A 17,475-nucleotide genomic window follows, 5' to 3' on the forward strand; every position below is an offset into this window, starting at 1 on the left:
ACCGGCCGACGGGGGTCCGGAAACCTCCCCGCCGGAAGACGCGCCGGACATGCCCATGAGCGTCCAGCCCCGTCATGTGCAGTTCCCCTGTTCAGGGGGATGAGAACCTTGAGGGCTTCACGCAGGCAAAGGCTGCCACACTGAGGGACGTGGCCCGTGAGCAGCAGGCAAGAAACAACGGCACCGAACTCGGGCGCTTCCTGCGCGCCCGACGGGCGGAGATCGGTCCCGAAGAGGTCGGCATCACGGTGGGTCCGGGACCGCGCCGGACACCCGGGCTGCGGCGGGAGGAGCTGGCCACCCTCGCCGGGGTGAGCATCGACTACTACGCCCGCCTGGAACGCGGCCGGGAGATCCACCCCAGCCCGGCCGTCCTCGACGCCCTGGCCCAGGCGTTGCGGCTGGGGGAGGTCGACCACAAGCACCTGCACGACCTCGGTCTGCGTGCCGCCCGCAGACCGTCCCCGGACCGGAGCGCGCCCAGCCGCACCGTGGACCCCGGTACCGAGCTGCTGCTGGAGCGGCTGCGGCCCTTCCCCGCCCGGGTGCTCAGCCGCACCATGGATCTGCTCGCCGCCAACCCCGGAGGGCTGCGGACACTGGTCGGGATCGAACGCTGGCCCGCCGGGCGACGCAACATCGCGAAGTACGTCTTCCTGCACCCCGCGGCCCGCGAACTCTTCCCCGACTGGGAGGTGATGACCCGTGGCTGCGTCGCCCGGCTGCGCGCCCTGGCGGGCACCGACCCGGACGCTCCCGACCTCGCCGAACTCGTCGACGAACTGCTCCTCAAGAGCCCGGAGTTCGCGCGACAGTGGGAGTCCTACGACGTACGGGCGTTCGCCCAGGGCCAGAAGACCCTGCACCACCCCGACGTCGGCGCTCTCACCCTCCGCTACCAGTCCCTGCTGATCGAGGGCACCCCCGGCCATCGCCTGGTGGCGTACTACGCCCTTCCGGGCACTGAGGACCACGACGCCCTGGTCCGCCTCGACCAGATGGACCAGGGCAGCCACGGCGCACGACCCCCTGCCGAGCGGTTTCCGGGCTGAGGAGGGGGAGCGTGCCTCCGGGTCGCATCGATGGGCAACGTTTTCCAGAGGCGGGATCCAAGGTTCAGTCGAATGGTTCAACGATCCCGTCGTGACTCGCCCCTCGGGCCTACTCCGGTGGCGGGGCCGTGGTCCGGCGCGGTACCAGAGTCGGGGACAGGCGGACCTGCCCCGTGGGCTTGTGCCGGTCGGCGATCCGTTCCAGGAGGAGGCGGGCGGCGTTCCTGCCGATCTCCCGGCCCGCCTGGTCGACGCTGGTCAGCGAGATCGGGCCCAGCGCGGCGAAGGTGGTGTTGTCGTAGCCGGCCACGGAGATGTCGCCGGGAACGGAGAGCCCGGCCTCGCCCACCGCCTCCAGTACCCCCAGGGCCACGACGTCCGCACCGGCGAAGACGGCCGTGGGAACCCGGGGACGGGCCAGCAGCTCCTTCGCGCCCTCGTAGCCGCCTTCCTGGGTGTAGCTGGTGGAGACCACGTCGATCCACTCCGCGAGCCCCAGCCTCCGCATGGCCTCCCGATACCCCTCGGCGCGCCGGGCGTTGGGCATCTCCGCGAGGCGTGTCGGGTCGGTCTCGTGGTGCTCGATGTGGGCGATGCGGCGATGCCCGAGACCCGCGAGGTGGCCGACGGCCAAGGACGCCCCCTCGGTGTCGTCGTCGACCACCGTGTCGTACACCGGCGACGACCCGTGCCGTCCGACGACGACGGTCGGCACGGAGGAGGCGACGTGTTCGAGATGGGCGCGCGATGAGACGGGCGCGACCAGGACGAGGCCGTCCATGCCACGGTCCAGCATCGCCGCGGTGACCCGGGCCTCCTCCTTCTCCCCGTTGCAGCCCGGCCCCAGCAGCACCTGGTACTCCGTGTCCCCCAGCCATCCGGTGATGCCGTCGAGCACGTCGGGGAAGAAGGGATTGCGGATGTCGGGCAGCATCACGCCGATGGTGTACGTCTGCCCGCGCAGGCCCCTTGCCCCCGCGTGCGGCCGGTAGCCCAACTCGTCGATCGCGCGGCGGACCTTGGCGCGCATCTCGGGGCTGGCCCCGTACGCGTTGCGCAGCACCTTGGACACGGCGGTGGTGGACACCTGGGCGTGGCGTGCGACATCGACGATCGTGACGCGACGGCGCGGCGCGGGCTGCTCCATCCGATTCCTTTTCCCCTGGGGAACGCTGGCGCCGAGTCTACGGACGGGCCGGTGGCCCGGCGGACGTCCTGTGCTGCCGCGCGGTGCCGCCGTCGTAACAACCGTGCAGCGTGCGCGGCATCTTGACGTCACGCGTGACGCTCTCTAGGGTCTGGCCACACCCCGTGGGTAACGTTACCCACGATGTTGCCCACGACCTCCACGGCGCCATCGGCGGGCTTCGCCCCACCGCGACCCGGCGTTCGCCCCTCCATCCACCCGCTGACCGCGACCACCGCCCGCCAAGCCCCATTGAAACGATTCATGAAAGGAGGTGTGCCGGTGGCCCTCGCCCCGCACGAGCCGCATCCCGACCAGGACCGGCTGCCGGATGCCGCATCCGTCCCGGGCATCCGACGGGCGCGAACCACCCCGCCCTGGTGGTTCGCGCTGCCCGCGGCGCTGCTGTTCGCCTTCGTCGTCCTGGTGCCGAGCGTGCGCGGTGTCCACTACGCCTTCACCGACTGGGACGGCCTGGATCCCCACTTCTCCTTCGTGGGGCTCGCCAACTTCTCCGAGCTGCTCCACGATCCCGACGCGACACAGGCCATCCGGCACACCCTGCTGATCGCCGTGTCGATCACGGTCGTCCAGAACGCGCTGGGCTTGCTGCTCGCCCTCGGGGTCAACACGGCCATCAGGTCCCGCAACGTGCTCAGGGTCCTGCTGTTCGCCCCGGCCGTGATCACCCCGATCGTCACCGCCTACCTCTGGCGCAATCTGCTCGGCCCCGACGGCGCCGTCAACAGCCTGCTGGGCGCGGTCGGTCTGGACGGGCTGCGGCAGGACTGGCTGGGCAGTCCACGGCTCGCCCTGTGGGCGGTGGTCGGGGTGATCGTCTGGCAGTTCGCGGGCTACTCCATGGTGATCTTCCTGGCGGGACTCCAGTCCGTGCCCAAGGAGGTCCATGAGGCCGCGGCCATCGACGGGGCGGGGCCTGTCCGGCGCTTCTGGTCGATCACCCGGCCGCTGCTCGCGCCGGCCCTCACCATCAACCTGATGCTGTCGGTCATCGGCGGGATCAAACTCTTCGACCAGGTCTACGCGTTGACCGGCGGCGGCCCCGGCCACGCCACCGACACCCTCTCGACGCTCATCTACAAGGACGCCTTCACGCTGGGGGAGTTCGGCTACAGCATCGCGCTCGCGGTCGTCCTCACGATCATCGTGGCGGTCGTCTCGACCGGACAGTACGCCGTGCTGTCCCGCAGTGAGAGGGCCGCGTCGTGAACCGTTACCGCCGTCGGACGTTCGCCCTGGAACTCTCGATGATCGCCGTCGCCCTGATCGTCGGCTTCCCGGTGTACGTCCTGGTCAACCTGGCCGTGCGGCCGGCGTCGGACACCTCGTCACCGATCGGCCCGACCACCTCGCCCACCCTCGACAACTTCTCGCAGGCGTGGCAACAGGGCGCGCTCGGCGGGGCGTTGTTCAACAGCGCGCTGGTGACGGTGTGCAGCGTCGCGATCGTGCTGGCCGTCTCGTCGCTCGCGGCCTTCCCGCTGGCCCGCGTCACGGCCCGCTGGTCCCGGGGAACGTACCTGGGCTTCCTTCTCGGCCTGGTCCTCCCCTTCCAGCTCGCCGCGCTGCCGCTGTACCAGACCATGCGTGACCTGGGCCTGCTCGGCACACCATGGGCGCTGGTCCTCTTCTACTCCGGCCTCCAGGTGCCGTTCACCGTCTTCCTCTACGTCGGCTTCCTGCGCGCCCTGCCCCGGGACTTCGAGGACGCGGCACTGATCGACGGCTGCACACCGTTGCAGGGCTTCCGGCACGTGGTGCTGCCGATGCTCAAACCGGTCACGGTGACCGCCCTGGTGCTCAACGCCGTGGCCGTGTGGAACGACTTCTTCACCCCGCTGCTGTACCTCAGCGGCAGTGACCGGCAGACCATGCCGGTCGCGATCGCCGGATTCGTCGGCCAGTACGTCACCGACTGGAACCTCATCTTCGCCGCGCTGGTGATCAGCGTCCTGCCCGTCCTGCTCGTCTACTTCCTGCTGCAGCGCAGCATCATCAACGGCTTCGCGGGAGGGCTGCGCGGATGAACACGTGGCGCTTCCCCGAGGGGGACATCATGAAGGCACAACAACTCCCGGTCCTGATCGCGACGTTGACGTCCGTTGCCGTGCTGGCCGCGTGCAGCGGCGGTACGAAGGCGGGCTCCGAAGGCGGTTCGGGCGGGTCGAAGACGCTGACGCTCGCCTCGGTCGACCAAGGGTCGGTGGAGGACGTCGTGAAGGCGTTCGAGAAGGCGAACCCGGGCGTCAAGGTCCGCTACACCACCAGCGGCGCCGACCAGTACCAGCAGCAGATCCGCACCCAGCTGTCCTCGGGCACCGCACCCGACGTGATGTCGGTCTGGCCCGGCAACGGCAACCCGGCCGCCACCCACGTCCTGGCCGAACCCGGCTATCTGCGCGACCTCTCGGACCAGCCGTGGGCCGCCAAGATGCCCGACGCGATCAAAAGCGTCGCTCAGTACGACGGGAAGACCTACAACGCGATCTTCGGGCAGAACGGCATCGGCGCCGTCTACAACGAGCAGGCCATGACGAAGGCCGGACTCACCCCGCCGGAGACGTGGACCGACCTGCTCGCCTTCTGCCGGGCCGCGAAGGCCAAGGGCACCCCCGCCTTCGCCCTGGGCAACCAGGACAACTGGGTGACGCAGCTCGTCCTGTACGCGCTGGTCGCCACGACCGTCTACGGCGACGACCGCGACTTCGACCAGAAGATGCAGGCGGGACAGGCCACCTTCGCGAAGTCGCCGTGGACCACCGCCCTGGACAAGTACCTGACGATGGAGAAGACCGGCTGCTTCCAGAAGAACCCCCTGGGCACCAACTACGAGGCCAGCCAGCAACTCGCCGCCACCGGCAGGACGCTCGGCATCGTGCAGGGCAACTGGGTCATCGCCCTCCTCAAGGGCAAGAACCCGAAGGGCACGTTCACGCTCAAGGCACTGCCCGCCACCGACACCCCGTCCGAGACGCTCGTCCCGGCGGCGGCCGGGGCCGGCTACGGCGTCAACGCCAAGGCGAAGAACGAGGAACTCGCCCTGAAGTTCGTGAACTTCGTGATGTCGCCCGAGGGCATGAACCTGTTCGTCGGGAAGCAGGGCGGACTGCCCTCCCTGCCCGACACGGGCTTCAAGGCGGACCCCTCGCTCGCCGAACTCTCCACGTTCATCGGCTCGGACCGCACCGTGCCGTTCATGGACCAGCTCTGGCCCGACGCGAAGGTCCAGCAGACCATGCTCAGCGGCCTCCAGGAGATCTTCAGCGGTCAGTCCACCCCCAAACGGCTGCTCGACGAGATGGACGCCGACTACAGGGCCGGGAGCTGACTCTCCCGGCCCGCCGGAACCGAAAGGACGAATGCGTGAGCCATGAAGCGCGCAGTACGGATGGCGCCGACCGCGAGGCCGGTGAGGGGATTCCGCCCCGCGGGGACGGCACGGCGCTGCGGCGTCGGACCGTGCTCGCCGCGACCGCCGGTGCCGTGTCGCTGGGGGCCGGTGTCGTCGGAGGCGGAACGAGCGCGGCGGCGCAGGCGTCCCGCGGTGAGAGGGGCGGAGCAGTGCTCGGACTGACCGTGGAACACCGCGCGAATCCCCTGGGCGTGGACGCCGGCCGGCCCCGCTTCGGCTGGCGCATGCGGTCCACGACTCGTGGGCGGAGCCAGGGGGCGTACCGGATCCTCGTCGCGAGTTCCCCGGACAAGCTGACCGACGGCCGGGCGGACGTCTGGAACAGCGGGCGGGTCCGTACCGCCGATTCGGTGGCCGTCCGCTACGCGGGCGAACCCCTGCGCGCCTCGACCCGCTACCACTGGACCGTCACGGTCTGGGACGCCGAAGGCCGGTCGGTCGGTACCGCGGACCCCGCGTTCTTCGAGACGGGCCTGATGAGCACCGACGGTGTGGCCGGATGGGAGGGCGCGCGGTGGATCGGGATGAAGGGCAAGGCTCCCGACTCGGCCGGTGCGCCGATGCTGCGGAGGGAGGCAGCCCTCGAGAAGCGGACCCAGGTCAGTGCGGCGCGGCTGTACGTCTCGGCCCTCGGCGTGTACGACGCCTATGTCAACGGACGACACGTGACCGTGGAGCAGGACGGCGGCACCACGATCGAACTGCTGCCGCCGGGCTGGACCAACTACGACGTGCGCGTCAACTACCTGACCTACGACGTCACGGACCTCGTCGCGCGAAAGCCGGACGTCACGCTCGCGGTCGTCCTGGGGAACGGCTGGTACAACGGCCGTATATCCGAAGGCAGTACGTACTGGTCACCGGACGGCAACGCCCTGGCGGTCAAGGCCAAGCTGCTGGTCAGATACGCCGACGGGACGTCACAGACGGTCGTCACCAGGCCGGACGGAGGCTGGAAGGCCACCGACACCGGCCCCTACCGGGCCGACGACATCTACGACGGCCAGACCTACGACGCCCGGAGGGAACTGCCGGGCTGGACCTCGCACGGGTACGACGACTCGGCCTGGTCGGACGCGGAGCGCGTCGCCTTCGAGGACAGGTACCCGGGCGTGGAACTCCTCGCCTACCCGGCCGAGACCGCGCGCCTGATGGCGAAGTGGGACCGGCGGCCGATGTCGATCACCGTGGCCAGCGGTGTCACGGGACAGGACGACAGCGCCAACGGCCGGGGCCGGATCGTCGTGGACCCGGTCCGCACGGTGACCGACCCGGCGAAGGCGGCCACCGCCCCGGTCACCATCGGAGCGGGCGAGACAGCCGTCTTCGACCTCGGCCAGAACATGGTCGGGGTACCCCGCTACAGCCTGCGCGGCCCGGCCGGGACTCAGGTCGAACTACGGTTCGGGGAGATGCTCAACGACGACAGCGCGGGCGCGGACGGTCCCGAGGGCTCGGTCTACCGGGCCAACCTCCGCAGCGCCAGGGCCACCAGCACATACATCCTCAAGGGCGACCCGCACGGTGAGACCCACCAGGACTCCCTGACCTTCTACGGCTTCCGCTACGCGTCCGTCACCGCGTCGGACACCGTCACGATCACCGGCCTGACCGGCAAGGTCGCCACGTCCGCGATCCGCGAGACCGGCACCGTCACCACCGACGACCCGGACATCAACCAGCTGGCGAGCAACATCCGTTGGGGTCAGCGCGGCAACTACCTCTGGGTGCCCACCGACTGCCCGCAGCGCGACGAACGCCTCGGCTGGACCGGCGACACCCAGGTCTTCGCCACCACGGGCCTGTACAACGTGGACGCCGGCGCATTCCTCCACCACTTCCAGGACACCGTCATCGACTCCGCCGTCATCTACGGCGCGGACAAGGCGCAGTTCACCGGAGTCGCCCCGGGCGGACGGTACAACTTCCCCGGTGGCGGGAGCGGTTGGGCGGACTGCGGTGTCGTACTGCCCTGGACCGTGTGGCAGATGACCGGTGACCCGACCGTCGTCGAGCGCAGCTGGCCGGCGCTGACCCGCTACCTGGACTGGATCCAGGCACAGACCGGCGACACCTACGCCGGACAGGGCTCCCTCACCGGCGACTGGCTGGCCCCGCAGAAGACCAGCGCGCAGCTCATGAGCGACGTCTACTACGGGTACAGCACCCGGCTGATGGCCCAGCTGGCCCGCGCGATCGGCCGTACGGCCGAGGCGGAGGCGTACGACCGGCTCTTCGCACGGATCAGGCAGGCGTTCATCACCAAGTACCTGAGCACCGAGGGCGGCACCGTCACGGTGAAGTCCAGCCTCGGCGACGCCTCTCCGATCGAACCGGGCTCCGACCCCAACCAGAAGACGGAGGACAACAGCCAGACCGCGCTGCTCTGGGTCCTCAAACTCGGCTTCTACGAGACGGAGGCACAGCGCCGCACGCTCGTCGGCCATCTCGCCGACAACATCGGCAACGACGACGCCTACAAGGCCGCGCACCCGGACAGCATCCGGGTCCGGTACGCCGAGAACACGCTGTCCGTCGGCTTCCTGGGCGTCAACGTCCTCGCCCCCGTCCTCACCGACGAGGGACGTGCGGACCTGGCGTACAAGCTGCTGCACCAGGACGCGCTGCCGTCCTGGCTGTTCTCGGTGAAGAACGGGGCGACGACGGTCTGGGAGCGCTGGAACTCGTACGCGAAGGAGGACGGGTTCGGCCCCGTCGGCATGAACTCCTTCAACCACTACGCCTACGGCGCGATCATGGAGTGGATGTACGCCTGCATGGCTGGCATCGCCCGCGACCCGGACAGCCCCGGGTTCAAGCACTTCCTGCTGCAACCGCACCTCGATCCCACGGGCGGGATCACCCAGGTCTCGGGGGTGTACGAGTCGCCGTACGGGGAGATCAGGAGCGAGTGGCGCGTGAAGGACGCGGGCAGGGTCCTCGCGTACGACGTGGTGGTGCCCGCGAACAGCGAGGCGACCCTGCGGCTTCCGGCGGCGTCGGCCGATGCGGTCCTTGAAGGACGTACCCCGCTGGCGCGTGCGGAGGGAGTGCGCTTCATCGGCCACGCCGACGGGCTGTACGCCTGCCGGTTGGCGTCCGGCCGGTACCGCCTGACCGCCCGGCTGCGCTGACCACCTTGTGTGTCCCACCCGTCAGGCGGAACCCAACTCGAACCAGTCGAAGGCCGCGCTGCCCCGCGTCGTGTACATGCCGAGGACACGGCCCGTGAAGCCGCCGGCGACCTCGGTCGTGAGGTAGCGGCCGTCGAGTTCGGCGAGGATCTCGAAGTCGCCGCCGTCGGTCTCGTAGCCCAGCCGGAGGGTGTCGGGGCCGCCGGCCCGGAGGCCGGGCGGGGGAGTCGCTTCCTCGCCCGTGCCCCGGGTCGTGACCGTGGGCGGCAGGACGTCGGAGGTCGACACGTCGATCCGCAGGGTCAACGGGCCGGACGGCACCGGCCGTTCGGCGACGGCGTGGCGCAGCGGGCCGATCCTGGCGATCGCGCGGACCGTCCCGTCGCCCGCCTCCACCTCGTAGTGGTGCGCCTCGTCCAGCCGTACCGCGAGCCCGCCCCGGCCGCCCTCCGTGACGTCGATCAGCGTGCGCGCGGTGCAGTTCGCGTCTTGCTGGCGTCGGCCGACGAAGATCGCGCCGGGTGTGTCGAGGCTGTCCGCGCGGGCGTGGAGCACCAAGTGGCCGGGCCGCTCGTCGAGTTGGACCGCTTCCGGGTCCTGGCGTCGGAGCGACACCCAGCGCGGAGCGAGCGTGGGGGAGTCGAAGTCGTCCCGGTCCGGCTCCGGCGGCCAGGGGTGAGGGGTCAACTCCGGTGCCTGGGCGCGCAGTTCCAAGGGGCCGGGCAAGGGCCACCCGTCCTCCCACCGCACCGGCGCCAGGAACGTCTCCCGGCCCATGCCGTGGTACATCGGGGTGTCACCGCGCGGCCTGGTGCCCAGCAGCACCATCCACCAGGAGCCGTCGTGTGCCTCGACCAGGTCGCCGTGGCCGGTGTTCTGCACCGGATGACCGGTACTGCGGTGCGACAGCACGGGATTGGCCGGGTGCGGCTCGAACGGCCCCGGCAGGGCACGGGCGCGGGCGAGCGACAGCGCGTGCCCGCGTTCCGTACCGCCCTCCGACAGCAGCAGGTACCACCACTCGCCGATCCGGTACAGGTGCGGCCCCTCGGGATACTGGAGCCCGCTGCCCGACCACATCGGCACCGGATCGCCCAGCGGCTCCCCGGACTTCGGGTCGATACGCACCCCGCGGATCCCACCGTCCGAGAACACGCACCAGCAGGTCCCGTCCTCCTCCCAGGCGAGGTCGGGGTCGATACCCGGCACGCCGACCGGCACCGGGTCGGACCACGGTCCGGCGGGATTCTCGGCGGTCACCAGGACGTTGCCCGCTCCGGCGACCACGGTGGTGATCAGCCAGAACAGACCGTCGTGATGGCGCAGCGTGGGCGCGTACACGCCCGTGGAGGACGCGGCCGTGTCGGGCAGGGCGAGCTGCGAGGGCCGGTCCAGCGCATGCCCGAGGAGCCGCCAGTGCACCAGGTCACGGCTGTGCCAGATCGGTACGCCGGGCACGTACTCGAAGCTCGACGTCGCCACGTAGTAGTCGTCACCGGCCCGGCAGATGCTCGGGTCCGGGCTGAAGCCGGGGATCACGGGGTTGTCGAAGAATGCCATGGTCGTCCGTTCCGGGGTGAGCGGGCGTGGCGGTGCGGAGGGCGGTTGCAGGGTCTGGATCGTTGAAGCGCTTCGAAGTTGACATGCAGGGCAATCAGCTGTCAACAGATCTTCAGGACATGATTGTCGAAGCGCTTCGACTGTCGAAGGTCGACCGGGCGTGGATGGGCCCCGTGCTCCAGGTCAGGGGCGTGCCCGAGCCGTGATGCGTGTGGGCGACGATCTCCGCGGCGATGGAGACGGCCGTCTCCTCGGGGGTGCCGGCGCCGAGGTCGAGGCCGATCGGGGAGTACAGACGGGAGAGGTGCTCCTGCGGTACGGCGGCCTCCCGCAGCAGTTCCAGACGCTGGGCGTGGGTGCGGCGCGAGCCCATCGCGCCGACGTAGCCCACGGGCAGGCCCAGCGCCAGGCGCAGCAATGGGACGTCGAACTTCGCGTCGTGCGTCAGGACGCAGACGGCGGTACGGGCGTCCACCTCGGTGGCGGCGAGGTAGCGATGCGGCCAGTCGGCCACGACTTCGTCGGCGTGCGGGAAGCGGGCGGCGGTGGCGAAGACGGGACGGGCGTCGCACACCGTGACCCGGTAGCCGAGGAACCGGCCGATCTGGCTCAGGGCGCCCGCGAAGTCGACGGCGCCGAAGATCAGCATCCGGGGGCGGGGCGCATGGGTGTGGACGAGCACGGAGAAGCAGGTTGTCGTGTCTCCGCCCAGCTCGACCAGTCCGCCGCGGCCCGCCCGCAGATACGCGCGAGCCTGTGCAGCCACCGCGCGTTCCCAGTCGCCGCCCGAGGTCGCAGTGTGCGTACTGCCGTCGCCGGTGACGCTCAAGGTCCCGCTGAGGAGTTCTTCGGGCCCGTCGACGATCTGGGCCACGGCCGCGGGCCGTCCGGACGTCACCTCGGCGAGGGCCGCGGTGAGATGGGGCTGGTCGGTGGGGTCGATCCGCTGTACCAGGACGTCCAGTTCGCCGCCGCAGGTCAGGCCGACGGCGAAGGCGTCGTCGTCGGAGTACCCGAACCGCGCCCGCGTCGCGGGTTCGTCGCCCTTGAGCACCTGTTGGCACAACTCGTAGACGGCCCCCTCCACGCAGCCTCCGGACACACTGCCGACCACGGCGCCGTCGGCGTCCACGGCCAGCGCGGTACCGACGGGCAGGGGTGCGCTGCCGCTGACCCGGACGACGGTGGCGAGGGCGAAGGGGCGGGCCTCGCGGCACCAGTCGTACAGCGTGTCCGCGATGTTCAGCATGGGCGGTATCTCCAGAAGGGACAGCCCGGGCAGCGGTGTGTGTGCACCGCTGCCCGGGGTTTGGCCTACAGCAGGGACTCGGTGGTGATGGGCAGGTCGCGCACCCGTCGGCCCGTGGCGTGGAAGACGGCGTTGGCGATGGCGGGCGCCACCCCGACCAGGACGACCTCGCCGAGGCCCTTGACGCCGAGCGGGTCGGCCTCGTCGTCCCGGCCGTCGACGTAGATCGCCTTCAGGTCGCGGACGTCTGCGTTGACCGGGACGAGGTAGTCGGCCAGGTTCGCGTTGACGATCCGGCCGTCGCGGTGGTCGGTGACCGTGTGTTCCAGCAGGGCCATACCGATCCCGCCGACCATGGCACCGATGGCTTGACTGTCGGCCAGCTCCGGGTTGACGATCCGGCCCGCGTCGAACACGCCGAGCATCCGACGTACCCGCACCAGGCCCAGCCGGGCGTCCACGCCGACCTCCGCGAAGACCGCCCCGTACGCGTACATCGAGGACCGGGACTGACCGGGGGTCCAGGAACCGAGCGCTTCGAGGTACGCGCGCTCGTTGCGGGTGAGGAGCTGCTTGTACGTCTCCCCGCGCGCGGGGTTGTCCGTCTGGTGCAGCCGGCCGCCCCGTACGACGACGTCCTCGGCGGCGACGCCGTACAGCGGTGATCCCTCGTCCCCGACGGCGAGTTCGATCGCCTGCTGCCGCAGCTTGTCGCAGCCGTCCTGGACGGTGGACCCTACGCTGGCCATGGTCAGCGAGCCGCCGTGGAGCGGGGCCGTGGGCATGTCCGTGTCGCCGAGCCGGAAGGTGACGTCGCGGACCGCGAGGCCCAGGGCGTCGGCGGCGACCTGGGTCATGGAGGTGTAGGTGCCGGGGCCCATGTCGCTGGTCGAGGACTCGACCAGGGCGGTGCCGTCGGCGTCCAGCCGCACCGACGCCTGGCCCGGGGCCCGCAGGGTGTCGTAGAGCGCGGTGGCCATGCCCGTGCCGATCAGCCAGTCGCCGTCGCGGGTGGAGCGTGGCCTCGGGTCGCGCCGGTCCCAGCCGAACTCCCGGGCACCGACGGTGTAGCACTCGCCCAGTCGCCGGGTGGAGAACGGCCGCCCGCTGGACTGGTCGTTGTCGGGTTCGTTGCGCCGCCGCAGCTCGATCGGGTCGATGCCCAGCTCGTGGGCGAGTTCGTCCAGCGCGCACTCGACGGGGAAGGCGGCGCTGGAGTAGCCCGGGCCGCGCATCGGGGTCGGGGTGTTCACGTCCAGCGGCACCGTCCGGTGCGTCTGGGAGACGTTGGGGGTGGTGTACAGCATCTGCCCCGGGGCGAGCACACCGCGCTCCGCGAACGTCTCGTAGCGCGATGTCTCGGCGCGCAGGTCGTGGGTCATGGCCGTCAGCCGCCCGCCGCTGTCGCTGCCCAGGCGCACCTTGTACTCGTACGCGGGCCGGTAGCCCACTCCCGAGTAGAGCTGCCGGCGCGTCAGTACGAGCTTGACCGGGCGGCCCGTCTCGCGGGCGGCGAGGGCCGCGACGGTGATGTGCGGCCAGGCCCGTGCGGCGTTGCCGAAGGCGCCGCCGACGAACGGGGAGACGACGCGGATGTTCCCGGCCGGAATGCCGAAGTTCGCGGCGAGTTCGTCACGTGGGCTCTGCACCCACTGGGTCTTGTCCCACAGGGTGAGCCGGTCGCCGTCCCACTGGGCGACGGTGGCGTGCAGCTCCATCGCGTTGTGGTGGTTGCGGGCGGTCCGGTACGTCATCTCCAGCCGTACGGGGGCCTCGCGCAGGGCCGCCTCCGCGTCGCCGCGCGTGTACGTGCGGGGCTCGCCCGCCGCCGGGGCGTCCGCCAGGTCGGTGGTCGGCCGCTCGGTGTCGTAGCCGATCTCCACCAGGCTCGCCGCGTGCTGGGCGGCCTCCAGGGTGGTGGCGACGACGACGGCGACCGGCTGGCCGTGGAAGCGGACCCGGTCGTCCTGGAAGACGCGCAGCCGCTCGCCGGGAAGGTTGAGCGACCCGGGGTTGGGCCCGTAGGGCAGCGTGGGGGCGTTTCCGTGGTGGAGCACCTCAAGGACGCCGGGCTGGGCCTGGGCGGCGCGGGTGTCGATGCCGGTGATGCGGCCCCGGCCGATGCCGCTGTCGACCACGACGGCGTGCACGACGCCCTCGGGCTTGTGATCGGCGGCGTACTTCGCCTGCCCGGTCACCTTCAGGCGCCCGTCCACCCGGGAGAGGGGTGCGCCGACGGCTGCCTGCGGCTGGGGGCTCATCGGCTTCCTCCTACGATGCGCAGCTGCCGTTCGACGGTGCGTTTGAGCAGCTCGACCTTGAAGCGGTTGTGCTGGAGTGGGCGGGCGCCGTCCGCCGCGTGTGCGGCGGCCTCGGCCCAGAGGCGGTCCGAGGGGCGTTCGCCGAGGAGGGCCGCTTCTACGGCGGGCAGCTTCCACGGCACCGTCCCCACACCGCCCGCGGCGACCTTCGCCTCGCGGATCACACCGCCCCGGACGTGCAGGGCGACGGCCGCGGAGGTGAGGGCGAACTCGTAGGACTGGCGGTCCCGCACCTTCAGATAGCCGGACTTCAGCGGGCGGGGATGTGCCGGGATCTCCACGGCGGTGATCAACTCGCCTGAGCGGAGGGCCTGTTCGCGGCTCGGCGTGCTGCCCGGACGCAACAGGAAGTCGGCGAAGGGGACTTGGCGGCCTCCGTCCGGGCCCAGCAGGTGCACCCTCGCCTCCAGTGCCGCGAACGCCACGGCGGCATCGGAGGGGTGGGTGGCGACACAGGCGTCGGACGTGCCCAGGATCGCGTGGGTGCGGTTGACGCCCTCCAGCGCGGCACAACCGGAGCCGGGCGCACGCTTGTTGCAGGCGGCCGTCACGTCACGGAAGTAGGAGCAGCGGGTGCGCTGCATGATGTTGCCGCCGATGGTCGCCATGTTGCGCAGCTGGGCGGACGCGCTCAGTTCCAGCGCCTGCGAGACGACGGGATACAGGGTGCGCACCTTGAGGTGGGCGGCGGCCTCCGCCATGGTCACCAGCGCGCCGATACGCAGCCCGCCGCGTTCGGTGACGGTGACCTCGCGCAGCGGCAGGGCGCCGATGTCGACCAGTGCGGCCGGGCGTTCGACGGTCTCGCGCATCAGGTCGACGAGGGTGGTCCCGCCGGCGATGTATCGGCCGCCGTGCCGGCCGGCCTCGAGCGCCGCACGCGTGTTGGGTGCCTTGGTGAAAGCGAACGGATGCATCGACACTCACTTCCGGCCCGAGGCCTGCTCGACCGCGCGCACGATCTTCACGTAACACCCGCAGCGGCAGATGTTGCCGCTCATCCACTCCCGGATCTCCTCCGGCGAACCGGTGTGACCTTCCCGCATGCACCCGACGCCCGACACGATCTGGCCGGGTGTGCAGTAGCCGCACTGGAACGCGTCCTGGTCGATGAACGCCTGCTGGAGCGGATGGAGTCGACCGCCCTTGGCCAGGCCCTCGACGGTGGTGACCTCGGCTCCCTCCAGCCGTACCGCGAGGGTGAGGCAGGAGTTGACGCGCCGTCCGTCGACCAGCACCGTGCAGGCCCCGCAGGCACCGGCGTTGCAGCCCTTCTTCGAGCCGGTCAGGCCCAGGTGCTCGCGCAGCAGGTCGAGGAGCGAGGTGCGGTTGTCGACCGTGACGGTGTGCCGCTTGCCGTTGACGGTCAAGGAGACACGGCTGCTGGGCGGCGCCTCGGCGGCAACGGCCTCTTCCGCGCCGAGCAGTGCCGGACCCGCGACCAGACCGCCCGCCGCGATGACACCGCCGGCCGCGGAGGTCGTCGCGATGAAGGTACGGCGTGACGGTGCGGGCGGGGGCCCGGTGGGGGGAGGCGGGGCGGCGGGAGCCGTGGCGGACTCGGGGGTTTCGGTCGACATGCTCACTCTCTCGCAGGGGGAACGTGGGGGCATGCCCAGCCTGGTCGGCCAACTGGCCGCGTGGCAGGCCGTGTTGTGCCGGGGAACGGTCTGCCAGGGTGTGACAGGGCCCCTCTCTCACCTGTCCCACAGGGCACGGCACTGCCAGAATGGACCGCTTGGCGACGCGGTCAGTCGCGGAGGAGTCCGATGCTCCGCAGCCACGACCGGACCTCGGCGTCGGCCTCCCGGACCTCCTCGCCGCGCACCGCGAGACCCTGCCCGATGGTCGCGCCGGTGCAGAGCGCCGCGTAGTCGCGCTCGGTGGTGCCCAGGCCGCTCATCGCATGCGTCGTGACCGGGTGGACCGCCTTGCCCCGGAAGTCGTACCGCTCGGCGAAGGTCGACATGATCATGGGTGGGCGGACGTTCCAGACGGGACTGGCCAGCAGCACCAGGTCGTAACGGTCGATCCCCGGCAGGGGGTTGGCGATGGCCGGTCGCGCATCGGCTTCCTGCTCACGGACATTGCGGGCGACCGTGGCGTCGTAGCCGTCGGGGTACGCGTCGACGGCCTCGATGCGGTGCACGTCGCACTCGATGTGCTCGCTGATCATCCGGGCGAGGACTTCGGTGTTTCCGGTCTTGAGGTCGGTGCGTCCGCCGTTGAAGTAGTTCTCGCCAGGGCGGGAGAAATAGGCCAGCAGGACCCGCGTCCCGGACGAGCCGGCGGACGCGGGCCGCTCGGCGGGCGATGGCGTGTCGCCATTCGACGCGACCCCGTTCGACGCGTCCCCGCTGGGCGCGGACGTGGAACAGCCGGCGAGCTGGACACCGGTCACGACGGTGGCTCCTCCCAGCAGCGCACCACGAAGGAACGCACGTCGTCCCGGCGCGGCGGGCCGGCTCCCTGCGGATCGTCGACGCGCCGCGCTGCCGTCCCCGGTCGCCCGGCGGACGCGGACGGGCTCAGCGGTTGATCCATCGCTGCATGTGTTCGGGGTAGCGGTCCCCGCTGACGTCGACCCGGTCGGCCGCCTCGGTGATCTCCGCCAGGTCCTTCGGGGTGAGTTCGACATCGACGGCACCGGTGTTCTCCCGTAGACGGTGGATCTTCGTGGTTCCGGGGATCGGCACGATCCAGGGGTGCTGGGCCAGCAGCCAGGCCAGCGCGATCTGCGCGGTGGTGGTGCCCTTGCGCTCGGCGACCGACCCCAGCAGGTCGACCAGGGCCTGGTCGGCCGCGCGGGCCTGCTCGGTGAACCGGGGGAGGCCGCCGCGCAGGTCGGAGTCGCCGAAGGACGTGGCGCTGGTGATCGAACCGGTCAGGAAGCCCTTGCCCAGTGGGCTGAAGGGGACGAACCCGATCCCCAGTTCGAGGAGCGTGGGCAGGATCCGCTCCTCGGGCTCGCGCCACCACAGGGAGTACTCGCTCTGAAGCGCCGCGACCGGCTGTACGGCGTGGGCGCGGCGGATGACGTCGACCCCGGCCTCGGACAGGCCGAAGTGCTTGACCTTGCCCGCCGTGACGAGTTCCCTGACCGCCCCGGCGACCTCTTCGATCGGTACGTCGGGGTCGACCCGGTGCTGGTAGAGCAGGTCGATGCTCTCCACGTCCAGCCGGCGCAGGGAGTCCTCCACGGTCGCCCGGATGTGCTCGGGGCGGCTGTCCAGGCCGGTGGACCGGGAGCCGTCGTAGGAGAAGCCGAACTTGGTGGCGATGACGACCTCGTCGCGCACGGGGGCCAGGGCCCGCCCGACGAGTTCCTCGTTGGTGAACGGGCCGTACACCTGAGCGGTGTCGAAGAAGGTGACGCCCAGGTCGACGGCGGCGCGGATCAGGGCGATGCCGTCCCGGTCGTCGACCGCGGGGCCGTAACCGTGGCTGAGCCCCATGCAGCCCAGTCCGATCGCGGAGACCTCCGGTCCGCTGCTGCCGAGCGTGCGGGTGTTCACAGCTCTTCTCCTCAATCACGTGCGG

General features: G+C 70.9%; 13 protein-coding genes. 5 read left to right on the forward strand and 8 right to left on the reverse strand.

Going from position 1 to position 17,475, the window contains the following annotated elements; genetic code table 11:
- Window positions 1-149: 149 nt before the first annotated feature.
- Window positions 150-1,052 carry a helix-turn-helix transcriptional regulator gene (locus OG787_RS48105; RefSeq protein ID WP_405539816.1) on the forward strand — a complete coding sequence of 301 codons (903 nt, stop codon included), beginning with the start codon at window positions 150-152 and terminating at the stop codon, window positions 1,050-1,052.
- A gap of 109 nt (window positions 1,053-1,161) precedes the next feature.
- On the opposite strand, the gene OG787_RS48110 is transcribed toward OG787_RS48105, so the two are convergent.
- Window positions 1,162-2,199, reverse strand: coding sequence for a LacI family DNA-binding transcriptional regulator (locus tag OG787_RS48110; protein ID WP_369029676.1), 1,038 nt, complete (start codon window positions 2,197-2,199; stop codon window positions 1,162-1,164).
- A gap of 321 nt (window positions 2,200-2,520) precedes the next feature.
- On the opposite strand from OG787_RS48110, the gene OG787_RS48115 reads away from it, so the two are divergent.
- From OG787_RS48115 to OG787_RS48130, 4 genes are read left to right on the forward strand one after another with little or no spacing between them, the layout of a single operon-like run.
- Entirely contained in the window at window positions 2,521-3,468 is a 948-nt protein-coding gene (locus OG787_RS48115) for a carbohydrate ABC transporter permease (protein ID WP_405539817.1), read from the forward strand.
- Window positions 3,465-4,286 carry a carbohydrate ABC transporter permease gene (locus tag OG787_RS48120; protein WP_369029674.1) on the forward strand — a complete coding sequence of 274 codons (822 nt, stop codon included), beginning with the start codon at window positions 3,465-3,467 and terminating at the stop codon, window positions 4,284-4,286. The genes OG787_RS48115 and OG787_RS48120 overlap by 4 nt, the downstream gene beginning before the upstream one ends.
- Window positions 4,283-5,587, forward strand: a complete 1,305-nt coding sequence (locus OG787_RS48125; protein WP_405539818.1) for an ABC transporter substrate-binding protein — start codon at window positions 4,283-4,285, stop codon at window positions 5,585-5,587. The genes OG787_RS48120 and OG787_RS48125 overlap by 4 nt, the downstream gene beginning before the upstream one ends.
- 35 nt (window positions 5,588-5,622) lie before the next feature.
- Complete coding sequence (locus OG787_RS48130; protein WP_405539820.1) at window positions 5,623-8,805, forward strand: family 78 glycoside hydrolase catalytic domain; 3,183 nt, start codon at window positions 5,623-5,625, stop codon at window positions 8,803-8,805.
- Between the two features lie 21 nt (window positions 8,806-8,826).
- Here OG787_RS48130 and OG787_RS48135 read toward each other — a convergent pair whose 3' ends face one another.
- From OG787_RS48135 to OG787_RS48165, 7 genes are all read right to left on the reverse strand, one after another.
- Window positions 8,827-10,365, reverse strand: coding sequence for a glycoside hydrolase family 43 protein (locus OG787_RS48135; RefSeq protein WP_369029671.1), 1,539 nt, complete (start codon window positions 10,363-10,365; stop codon window positions 8,827-8,829).
- A gap of 112 nt (window positions 10,366-10,477) precedes the next feature.
- On the reverse strand, window positions 10,478-11,614 hold the full coding sequence (locus OG787_RS48140) for an XdhC family protein (protein WP_405539821.1): 1,137 nt from the start codon (window positions 11,612-11,614) through the stop codon (window positions 10,478-10,480).
- A 65-nt stretch (window positions 11,615-11,679) separates the two neighbouring features.
- Window positions 11,680-13,875 carry a xanthine dehydrogenase family protein molybdopterin-binding subunit gene (locus tag OG787_RS48145; RefSeq protein WP_405539823.1) on the reverse strand — a complete coding sequence of 732 codons (2,196 nt, stop codon included), beginning with the start codon at window positions 13,873-13,875 and terminating at the stop codon, window positions 11,680-11,682.
- The gene (locus OG787_RS48150; RefSeq protein ID WP_405539824.1) at window positions 13,872-14,852 is read right to left on the reverse strand and encodes an FAD binding domain-containing protein; all 981 of its coding nucleotides are present in this window, start codon (window positions 14,850-14,852) and stop codon (window positions 13,872-13,874) included. The genes OG787_RS48145 and OG787_RS48150 overlap by 4 nt, the downstream gene beginning before the upstream one ends.
- 6 nt (window positions 14,853-14,858) lie before the next feature.
- On the reverse strand, window positions 14,859-15,515 hold the full coding sequence (locus OG787_RS48155) for a (2Fe-2S)-binding protein (protein WP_369029667.1): 657 nt from the start codon (window positions 15,513-15,515) through the stop codon (window positions 14,859-14,861).
- Window positions 15,516-15,685: 170 nt separating this feature from the next.
- Window positions 15,686-16,336 carry a flavodoxin gene (locus OG787_RS48160; RefSeq protein ID WP_405539826.1) on the reverse strand — a complete coding sequence of 217 codons (651 nt, stop codon included), beginning with the start codon at window positions 16,334-16,336 and terminating at the stop codon, window positions 15,686-15,688.
- A 127-nt stretch (window positions 16,337-16,463) separates the two neighbouring features.
- Window positions 16,464-17,450, reverse strand: coding sequence for an aldo/keto reductase (locus tag OG787_RS48165; RefSeq protein WP_405539827.1), 987 nt, complete (start codon window positions 17,448-17,450; stop codon window positions 16,464-16,466).
- Between the last annotated feature and the right edge of the window lie 25 nt (window positions 17,451-17,475).

Origin of the sequence: Streptomyces sp. NBC_00075, assembly GCF_045041225.1 — a bacterium.
GTDB classification, from domain to species: domain Bacteria; phylum Actinomycetota; class Actinomycetes; order Streptomycetales; family Streptomycetaceae; genus Streptomyces; species Streptomyces adonidis.

What these genes read in the sequence shown, in the direction of transcription:
- OG787_RS48145 (WP_405539823.1), bottom strand. Translation starts at nt 13,875, where the DNA reads ATGAGCCCCCAGCCGCAGGCAGCCGTCGGCGCACCCCTCTCCCGGGTG.
- OG787_RS48150 (WP_405539824.1), bottom strand. Translation starts at nt 14,852, where the DNA reads ATGCATCCGTTCGCTTTCACCAAGGCACCCAACACGCGTGCGGCGCTC.
- OG787_RS48125 (WP_405539818.1), top strand. Translation starts at nt 4,283, where the DNA reads ATGAACACGTGGCGCTTCCCCGAGGGGGACATCATGAAGGCACAACAA.
- OG787_RS48140 (WP_405539821.1), bottom strand. Translation starts at nt 11,614, where the DNA reads ATGCTGAACATCGCGGACACGCTGTACGACTGGTGCCGCGAGGCCCGC.
- OG787_RS48110 (WP_369029676.1), bottom strand. Translation starts at nt 2,199, where the DNA reads ATGGAGCAGCCCGCGCCGCGCCGTCGCGTCACGATCGTCGATGTCGCA.
- OG787_RS48135 (WP_369029671.1), bottom strand. Translation starts at nt 10,365, where the DNA reads ATGGCATTCTTCGACAACCCCGTGATCCCCGGCTTCAGCCCGGACCCG.
- OG787_RS48155 (WP_369029667.1), bottom strand. Translation starts at nt 15,515, where the DNA reads ATGTCGACCGAAACCCCCGAGTCCGCCACGGCTCCCGCCGCCCCGCCT.